This window comes from Rathayibacter iranicus NCPPB 2253 = VKM Ac-1602 (assembly GCF_003149025.1).
GTDB classification, from domain to species: Bacteria; Actinomycetota; Actinomycetes; order Actinomycetales; family Microbacteriaceae; genus Rathayibacter; species Rathayibacter iranicus.
In genome coordinates, this window is sequence record NZ_QGDV01000016.1 from 58,257 (window position 1) to 66,113 (window position 7,857).

Here is a 7,857-nt window from a genome sequence, read left to right on the forward strand (position 1 = left end):
GATGGAGACCCTCGCGTGACGGAAACGACGTCGACGTCCTCGACCGCTGCGCTGCGCAGACTGGTCCCTCGAATCTTCTCCCGCGCGCAGCCCTCCGGCGCCGTCGACACCCTCGTCCGCACTGTCAGGACGCACCATCCCAAGAGCGATATTGCTCTGATCGAGCGTGCGTACTCGGTCGCGGAGCGCGCCCACTCGAGTCAAAAGCGCCGCAGCGGCGAGCCGTACATCACCCACCCGCTCGCGGTGGCGCAGATCCTCGCCGATCTTGGGATCGGCTCGAAGACGATCGCGGCGGCACTGTTGCACGACACTGTCGAGGACACGGACTACACGCTGGACGAACTGCGCGCCGATTTCGGCGATGAGGTCGCGATGCTTGTCGACGGAGTCACGAAGCTCGACAAGGTCAAGTACGGCGACAGCGCCCAGGCCGAGACGGTCCGCAAGATGATCGTGGCGATGTCAAAGGACATCCGCGTCCTGATCATCAAGCTCGCGGACCGGCTTCACAACGCTCGCACCTGGGGCTTCGTGCCGGCGGAGTCGGCCGCCCGCAAGGCGACCGAAACCCTCGAGATCTACGCGCCGCTCGCGCATCGACTCGGCATCCAGGCAATCAAGTGGGAGCTCGAGGACCTCTCGTTCGCGGTCCTGTATCCCAAGATTTATAACGAGATCGAAAGCCTGGTGAAGCGGCGGACGCCGCAGCGTGAGGAGTTCGTTCAGAGCGTTATCGACCTGATCAGCGAGGATCTTCGTGCAGGCCGAATCCGCGGCCGTGTCGTCGGTCGGCCCAAGCAGTACTACTCGATTTACCAAAAGATGGTCGTCCGTGGTCGCGAATTCGACGAGATCTACGACCTCGTCGGCATCCGCGTGCTCGTCAACTCGGTGCGCGACTGCTACGCCGTGCTCGGCTCGATCCACGCGCGCTGGACGCCCATTCCCGGCCGTTTCAAGGACTACATCGCCACCCCGAAGTTCAACCTGTACCAGTCACTGCACACCACGGTGGTCGGGCCCAAGGGCCGGGCAGTCGAGATCCAAATCCGCACCAACGAGATGCACCAGCATGCGGAGTTCGGTATCGCGGCGCACTGGAAGTACAAGGAGCAGATGGCTACCGGCAAGGTGCCCATCTCCGGATCGAATGACAACGACCTGGCCTGGCTCGCGCATCTGTCCGACTGGCAGTCCGAGACGACCGACCCGAACGAGTTCCTCGACTCCCTCCGCTTCGAGATCGGCGCGAAAGAGGTGTATGTCTTCACGCCGAAGGGCCGGGTCATTGGGCTGCCCACCGGAGCAACTCCGGTCGACTTCGCCTATGCCGTGCACACCGAGGTCGGGCATCGGACGATGGGCGCCAAGGTTAATGGGCGTCTCGTACCGCTGGAGTCGTCGCTGACGACGGGCGATGTGGTCGAGGTCTTTACGTCGAAGAATCCTGATTCGGGGCCGAGCCAGGACTGGCTGCATTTCGTGCAGAGTCCACGCGCGCGCAATAAGATCCGCCAGTGGTTTACGAAGGAGCGGCGCGACGAAGCCATCGAGCAGGGCAAGGACTCCATTGCCCGAGCAATGCGCAAGCAGAATCTCCCGCTACAGAAGCTGATGAGCCAGGACACCTTCACCGAGGTGGCCAGCCAGCTGCGGTACAACGACGTCGAAGCGCTTTACGCGGCGGTCGGCGAGGGCCACGTCTCGACCCAGTCGGTGCTCGAGAAGGTCGTCTCCTCGATCCAGGGCGATCCGGAGTCGGATGAGAACGAGGTCACGCTCCCGCGATCGCCCCGTCCACGCAGCCGCAGCAGCGAGTCGGGCGTCCTGGTCAAGGGTGCGCCAGACATCCTGGTGAAGCTCGCGAAATGCTGCACTCCGGTACCCGGCGACCAGATCGTCGGTTTCGTCACCCGTGGCGCCGGCGTTTCGGTGCATCAGGCGAACTGCCACAACGTGCAGGAGCTCTTGAAGGAGCCGGAGCGAATCGTCGACGTGGAGTGGGCGCCCTCCTCAAAGAGCATCTTCCTCGTCCAGATCCAGGTCGAGGCGCTTGATCGCTCCGGCCTGCTGAGCGACGTGACGCGCGTCCTCTCCGAGCACCACGTCAATATCCTGTCGGCCACGGTCTCGACCTCGAGCGACCGACTGGCGATCAGCCGATTCGTCTTCGAAATGGGGGACACGACCCATCTCGATCGTGTGCTCAACGCCGTCCGTCGGATCGACGCCGTCTACGACGTCTACCGGGTGAGCGCGGGCTGAGCCTCGAGCGGCGCAGGGGAGAGCGCCGCCCGCAGTCGGCGTTCGATTCTGTGGGGCGCGGCGACCGGTCCTCCGTTCCCGAGACGCGCCAGCACCGCCTCCAGCTCCGTCCGTGTCGCGAGGGCGACGGAGCGGATCAGGCTCTCGCCTCCGCCGGTGCGGGCCAGATCAATCAGGGTCCGGACGGCGGTCGTCACTGCGATGCCGTCGGAGACCAGCACATCGCCGTCGTCCAGGAGTACCTCGTGACAGCGGAGCCGGGAGGTGAGCGGCGGACGCAGTCGACGCCGCCGGTCGACGGAGGCGCTGTGTACCTGAGGCGGGTCATGCATCGCTCCGTGCACCCAGGCCGCCGAGAGACGGTCGGCGACGGCCCCTTGGGGGAGGACCGCCGCGAGTGCGGCGAGCCGCTCAGGAACGCCGAGTGGCAAGTCCGCGACGAGGAAGCCCTCGTCGAGGCCGACGAGTTCGCCGTCGAGTTTCGCGGCGCACAGTTCGGCGAGCGGCAGATATCCGGGGAGAAGAACGGCGGGAAGACGCATTCGGCAAGAATGGCCGATGCGCGGGCCTCGCAGATCGCCCGCGGCGGATCTGTGGAGGGATCCGCCGCGGCGGCGCTCAGCCGATCGCGTCGAGCCACACCTTGCGGGCGTCGAGCGCCTCTTGCGCCTGGGCGATCGCCGCGCGGTCGCCGCGGGCCTTCGCCTCGTCGAGTTCGTCCTGCAACTTCTGGATTGCCGCGGTCAGTTGCGAGGCGAGCCCTTCCGAGCGTGCCTTGCGCTCGGGGTTGCTGCGGTTCCAGTGCTCCTCGTCGAGCTTGCGAACATACGCCTCGACTGTGCGCAGGCGGTCTTCGACGACGCGCACCTGTTCGCGCGGCACGCGGCCGACCGCATCCCAGCGCTCCTGGATCGAGAGAAGCGCGCGCTTGGCCTTCTCGCGGTCCTGTTCCTTGAGCAGGGGCTCTGCCTCGTCGAGCAAAGCGAGCTTGAGGTCGAGGTTCTCGGTGTATTCGACGCTCTCCTGCGCAACGACCTCGGCCTTAGCGCCGTAGATCGCATCGCCAGCGGCCTTGAACCGCGCCCAGAGCGCGTCATCGAACCGCTTGCCTGCGCGGCCGGCGACCCGCCAGCGCTCAAGGAGCGCCCGATACTCCGGAATCGCGTCGGCGCCCTGGGGCACCAGAGCCTCGGCCTGGTCGATGAGCGCCTGCTTGGCCTGCTTCGCCTCACGGTGCGCCGAATCGAGATCAGCGAAAAACGCCTTGCGGTTCTGCTCGATGGTGGTGCGGGCACCGCGGAACCGGCGCCACAGTTCGTTCGCGTCGTTCTTGGGAAGACGGGGCCCCTGCTGCTGGTGGTTCTGCCAGCGCGCGAAGAGGTCGTCGATCGCCGCGCTGGCCTGCTTCCACTGTGTCTTCGCCGGATCGACGGCGGCGAGCGCCTCGGCCTCGGCAACGATTGCCTCGCGGTAGGCGAGGGCATCCGCGAGCGCGGCCTTCGTCTCAGCGGCCTGCTGTTCGGTGAGGTCCTCGACGGAGCCACTCAGAGCATCAATGCGGGTCTGCAATGCCCCGAGGTCGCCGACCGCGTGAGCTTGAGCGATGGCGGCAGAGAGCGACTGGACGGTACGGGCGACATCGCCGGCTGGCGCGCCGCGCTTGGCGCGCTGCTCGAGCAGAGAGACTTGCCCGGCGAGTTCGGTGTACTTGCGCTCGTAATAGGCGAGCGCCTCCTCGGGAGTCGCATCCGGGTACTGGCCGACCTCGCGCTCCCCGTCGCCGACACGGACGTAGACCGTCCCGTCGTCGCCGACCCGTCCCCACGGCTGCTGGTCACTCATCGCTCGGAGCCTCACCTTGCTGTTCGATGTCGTGCTTCTCGGTGCCCGCCTCATCGTCGGCCGGTCGGCCTCGACGGCCGGAGGGCCGAAGACCGCGCTCGGCGGCGAACGGGCAGTGACGATCAGCCTATTGCACTCCCTGCACGGACGGTTCGTGCCCTGCGGATGCTCGCTCTGAGGCTCGCACTACTCGAGGGTGACGGAGGCGATCGAGATGGGCTCGGCGGGTGCGCCATCGTCGGAGCCATCAGCCGTGCCCTTGGCGACGACGTCGTTCACGAGAGTGTCGAGGCCGGACGTGATTCGGCCGATCACGGTATAGCCGCCAGCGGCGTCGGTCGGCAGGCTCGTGTCCTCGTAGACGATGAAGAACTGGCTGCCCTGGCTGTAGCCGTTGCCGCCCTGACGCGCCATCGCAATGGCTCCTGCCGGGTAAACGCCGTCTCCCGGCGCATTCTCGACCGGGCCGTAGCTGTAGCCCGGGCCGCCCGTGCCGTCGCCGTTCGGGTCGCCGCATTGGAGGACGTAGAGACCCTTGGTGGTGAGGCGGTGGCACGAGAGTCCGTCGTAGAAGCCGGACCTGCTGAGAGAGAGGAAGGAGGACACGGCCTGCGGAGCGGCGCCGCCCGTCAGCATGATGCCGAGGGGGTCCGCGCCGATGGTGAGCGTGCCCGTCCAGTCGCGGCCCTCGGCAATGTCGGAGGAGGGGACGTCGCCGGTGTTCTCCCCGGACGGCGCCGGGGTCGGCGATGCGGTGTCGGAGGAGGAGACAGCGGCAACCGGGGCGCCCGGTCCGTCAGAGAAGTAGAGGAGCTGGGCGACGACGGCGAGGGTGATGACGACGACGGACGCGATCGCGGCAAGAGTATTGTCACGAACGCGTCGCCTCTGTCTCGACCGGTGCAGGCTCTGGCGGGCCTGGTACGCCCGGAGCCGGGTGCGCGCCTCGCGGTCGTTCGACTTTCCCCTGTCGTTCGACTTTCCCTGAGCCACGTGTTCCTCCGACGTCGTCTTCCGCGCTCGGACGGCGCGGCGACCCGCGCGTGCAGGCCGGGTCGAGCCTACGAGACTCCCTGGAGGCTGGACAAACGCTGCTCCGTCACGGTGTCGGTGGCCGTCGTTACGCTGGTCGCATGACCATGCAGCAGGCCGGGCTCCGCTCGGGCGCGACTCCGCTCGCCGTGCGGATGCGCCCGCGCAGCCTCGAGGAAGTAGCGGGGCAGCGGCACCTGCTCACCCCGGGTTCTCCGCTGGTCGCCCTCGCGGCCGATACCACGGGCGAGCGCGGAGCCGTCTCGGTGATCCTTTGGGGCCCGCCTGGCACGGGCAAGACGACGCTGGCCCAGGCCGTCGCGCATTCGAGCGGGCGGCGCTTCGTCGAACTCTCTGCGGTCACCGCGGGAGTGAAAGACGTGCGGCAGGTGATGGAGGAGGCGCTGTCCACTCGCGACCTCTACGGCACCTCCACGGTGTTGTTTCTTGACGAGATCCATCGCTTCACGAAGGCGCAGCAGGATGCACTGCTTCCCGGGGTCGAGAACGGCTGGGTCATCCTGATTGCGGCAACGACCGAAAACCCGTCGTTCTCGGTGATCGCTCCGCTGCTCTCGCGTTCGCTGCTGCTGACGTTGGAGCCACTGAGCGATGACGACCTGGGCGTTCTGGTCGACCGCGCGCTGCATGATGAGCGCGGGCTGCGCGACTCCGTCGTCCTCGATGAGGAGGCGCGCGCGAGCATCGTGCGCCTCGCGTCGGGCGATGCACGACGGGCGCTCACAGCCCTCGAGGCGGCTGCCACGTCGGCGCGGTCGGAGGCGCGCGAGGCCGAGCGAGTGGCGCGGGCGTCGGCCGCCGAGGAGGACGGCGAGGAGGACGAGACCCCCGCCGATGTGGCCCAGGAGCCTGCGCTGCCCATCATCACGACGGAGGTGGTCGCTCGTGCAGTCGACCGTGCGCTGCTGCGGTACGACCGCAACGGCGACGAGCACTACGACGTCATCAGCGCCTTCATCAAGTCGATCCGCGGCTCCGACGTCGACGCCTCCCTGCACTATCTGGCGCGGATGATCGAGGCGGGGGAGGATCCGCGCTTTATCGCCCGCCGCATCATCGTCTCAGCCTCAGAAGACATCGGTATGGCCGACCCGCAGGCGCTCGTGGTCGCGATCGCCGCGGCCGACGCGGTTCAGTTCATCGGGATGCCAGAGGGGCGCATCCCGCTGGCGCAGGCCGTCGTGCACCTCGCCACCGCGCCTAAGTCGAACGCCTCCTACTCGGCCATCGACGCCGCGATCGCTGATGTTCGCGCGGGCAAGGCCGGCCGGGTCCCGGCGCACTTGCGCGACGCGCACTACCCGGGAGCCAAGCGCCTCGGCCACGGCAAGGGCTACCGCTACCCGCACGACGCCGACCTCGGCGTGCTCGAGCAGCAGTATTTGCCGGAGGTGCTTCAGGGCTCCCGCTACTACCGGCCCACCGAGCACGGCAACGAGCGAGATGTCTCGGCGCGGCTCGCCAAACTGCTCCGGATTGTCCGCGGGTCGCGGGGCTGACGCGCTCCCTCCACTCCGTGTGCCCCGAGCGCTGCGGCCTGATAGTGTTGCGAAGTTGCCCGTCGCTCTGTAGCCGAGCGGAGCAGCACATCCCTCTGAATCGCGCAGTTCGCTACCGCGGTCACCCTTCCTTCGCACCCGCGGAGGACACGACCGCGGCGTTCGCCCTCCTCTCCGGAGCCGGTGGATGAGAGCTGCGACCGAACCTCTCAGACCTTGGAAGGACCACAGTGTCGACCACCTCACGTACCCGCTCGAAGACGCGCCTCTCGCGCGCCCTCGGCATCCCTCTGACTCCGAAGGCCGCCCGCTACCTCGAGAAGCGTCCCTACGCTCCCGGTGAGCACGGCCGCTCGAAGCGCAAGGCCGACTCCGACTATGCGGTCCGCCTGCGCGAGAAGCAGCGTCTGCGCGCCCAGTACGGCATCCGCGAGAAGCAGCTGCGCATCGCCTTCCAGGAGGCGCGCCGCACCCAGGGTTTGACCGGTGAGAACCTGGTCGAGCTTCTCGAAATGCGCCTCGACGCCCTCGTCCTGCGTTCGGGCTTCGCCCGTACCACCGCGCAGGCGCGCCAGTTTGTCACCCACCGCCACATCATGGTCGACGGCAAGACGGTCGACCGCCCCTCCTTCCGCGTGAAGCCGGGCCAGGTCATCCACGTCAAGACCCGCTCTGAGGGCACCGAGCCTTTCCAGGTCGCGGCCGCCGGCGGTCACGTCGATGTCCTTCCCAAGACCCCGGGCTACCTCGAGGTCGAGATCGACAAGCTGCAGGCGACCCTCCTGCGCCGCCCGAAGCGCGCCGAGGTCCCCGTGACCTGTGAAGTACAGCTCGTCGTTGAGTACTACGCGGCTCGCTGAATCCAGTCCTGCGCGCGAGAGGCCCCGGTGTTCGCACCGGGGCTTCTCGCGTTGCCGGGCATGTACCATTTGCAGGCTTCGGTGCGATGTGCAGGGGATACCGACACGAGACCCGCTTGTGCGCGGCGAAACGGTGGATCCTCGTGCGAAGACCTGCACATCGCACACGGACCTGCAAATCGCACACGTCCCTGCAAATCGCACAGGTCCCTGCACATCGCGTGAGTCCCTGCAGAGCGCGGGGGGTGTCCCTATGTGGTTTGTCAAGCGGCGGTGGCTGGCAGTGGGGTTCGGGGGTGGTAGAGGCTGCCGTCGCGGATCATGGCGTGGAGGAC

General features: G+C 67.5%; 6 protein-coding genes. 3 read left to right on the forward strand and 3 right to left on the reverse strand.

Going from position 1 to position 7,857, the window contains the following annotated elements:
* Positions 1–15: 15 nt before the first annotated feature.
* Complete coding sequence (locus B0H03_RS13710; protein ID WP_104264148.1) at positions 16–2,268, forward strand: RelA/SpoT family protein; 2,253 nt, start codon at positions 16–18, stop codon at positions 2,266–2,268.
* On the opposite strand, the gene B0H03_RS13715 is transcribed toward B0H03_RS13710, so the two are convergent.
* The 3 genes from B0H03_RS13715 to B0H03_RS13725 form a co-directional block, all read right to left on the reverse strand.
* Positions 2,247–2,810 carry a type IV toxin-antitoxin system AbiEi family antitoxin gene (locus B0H03_RS13715; RefSeq protein WP_104264149.1) on the reverse strand — a complete coding sequence of 188 codons (564 nt, stop codon included), beginning with the start codon at positions 2,808–2,810 and terminating at the stop codon, positions 2,247–2,249. The two genes, B0H03_RS13710 and B0H03_RS13715, sit on opposite strands and share 22 nt — an antisense overlap.
* Before the next feature lie 76 nt (positions 2,811–2,886).
* Complete coding sequence (locus tag B0H03_RS13720) at positions 2,887–4,110, reverse strand: DUF349 domain-containing protein (RefSeq protein WP_104264163.1); 1,224 nt, start codon at positions 4,108–4,110, stop codon at positions 2,887–2,889.
* Between the two features lie 186 nt (positions 4,111–4,296).
* The gene (locus B0H03_RS13725; RefSeq protein WP_104264150.1) at positions 4,297–5,103 is read right to left on the reverse strand and encodes a peptidylprolyl isomerase; all 807 of its coding nucleotides are present in this window, start codon (positions 5,101–5,103) and stop codon (positions 4,297–4,299) included.
* 140 nt (positions 5,104–5,243) lie between these two features.
* On the opposite strand from B0H03_RS13725, the gene B0H03_RS13730 reads away from it, so the two are divergent.
* Both B0H03_RS13730 and rpsD read left to right on the forward strand, forming a co-directional pair.
* Positions 5,244–6,662: a replication-associated recombination protein A gene (locus B0H03_RS13730; protein WP_104264151.1), complete on the forward strand. Its 1,419-nt coding sequence runs from the start codon at positions 5,244–5,246 to the stop codon at positions 6,660–6,662.
* Positions 6,663–6,892: 230 nt separating this feature from the next.
* Complete coding sequence (gene rpsD / locus B0H03_RS13735) at positions 6,893–7,522, forward strand: 30S ribosomal protein S4 (protein ID WP_068210518.1); 630 nt, start codon at positions 6,893–6,895, stop codon at positions 7,520–7,522.
* Positions 7,523–7,857: the final 335 nt, after the last annotated feature.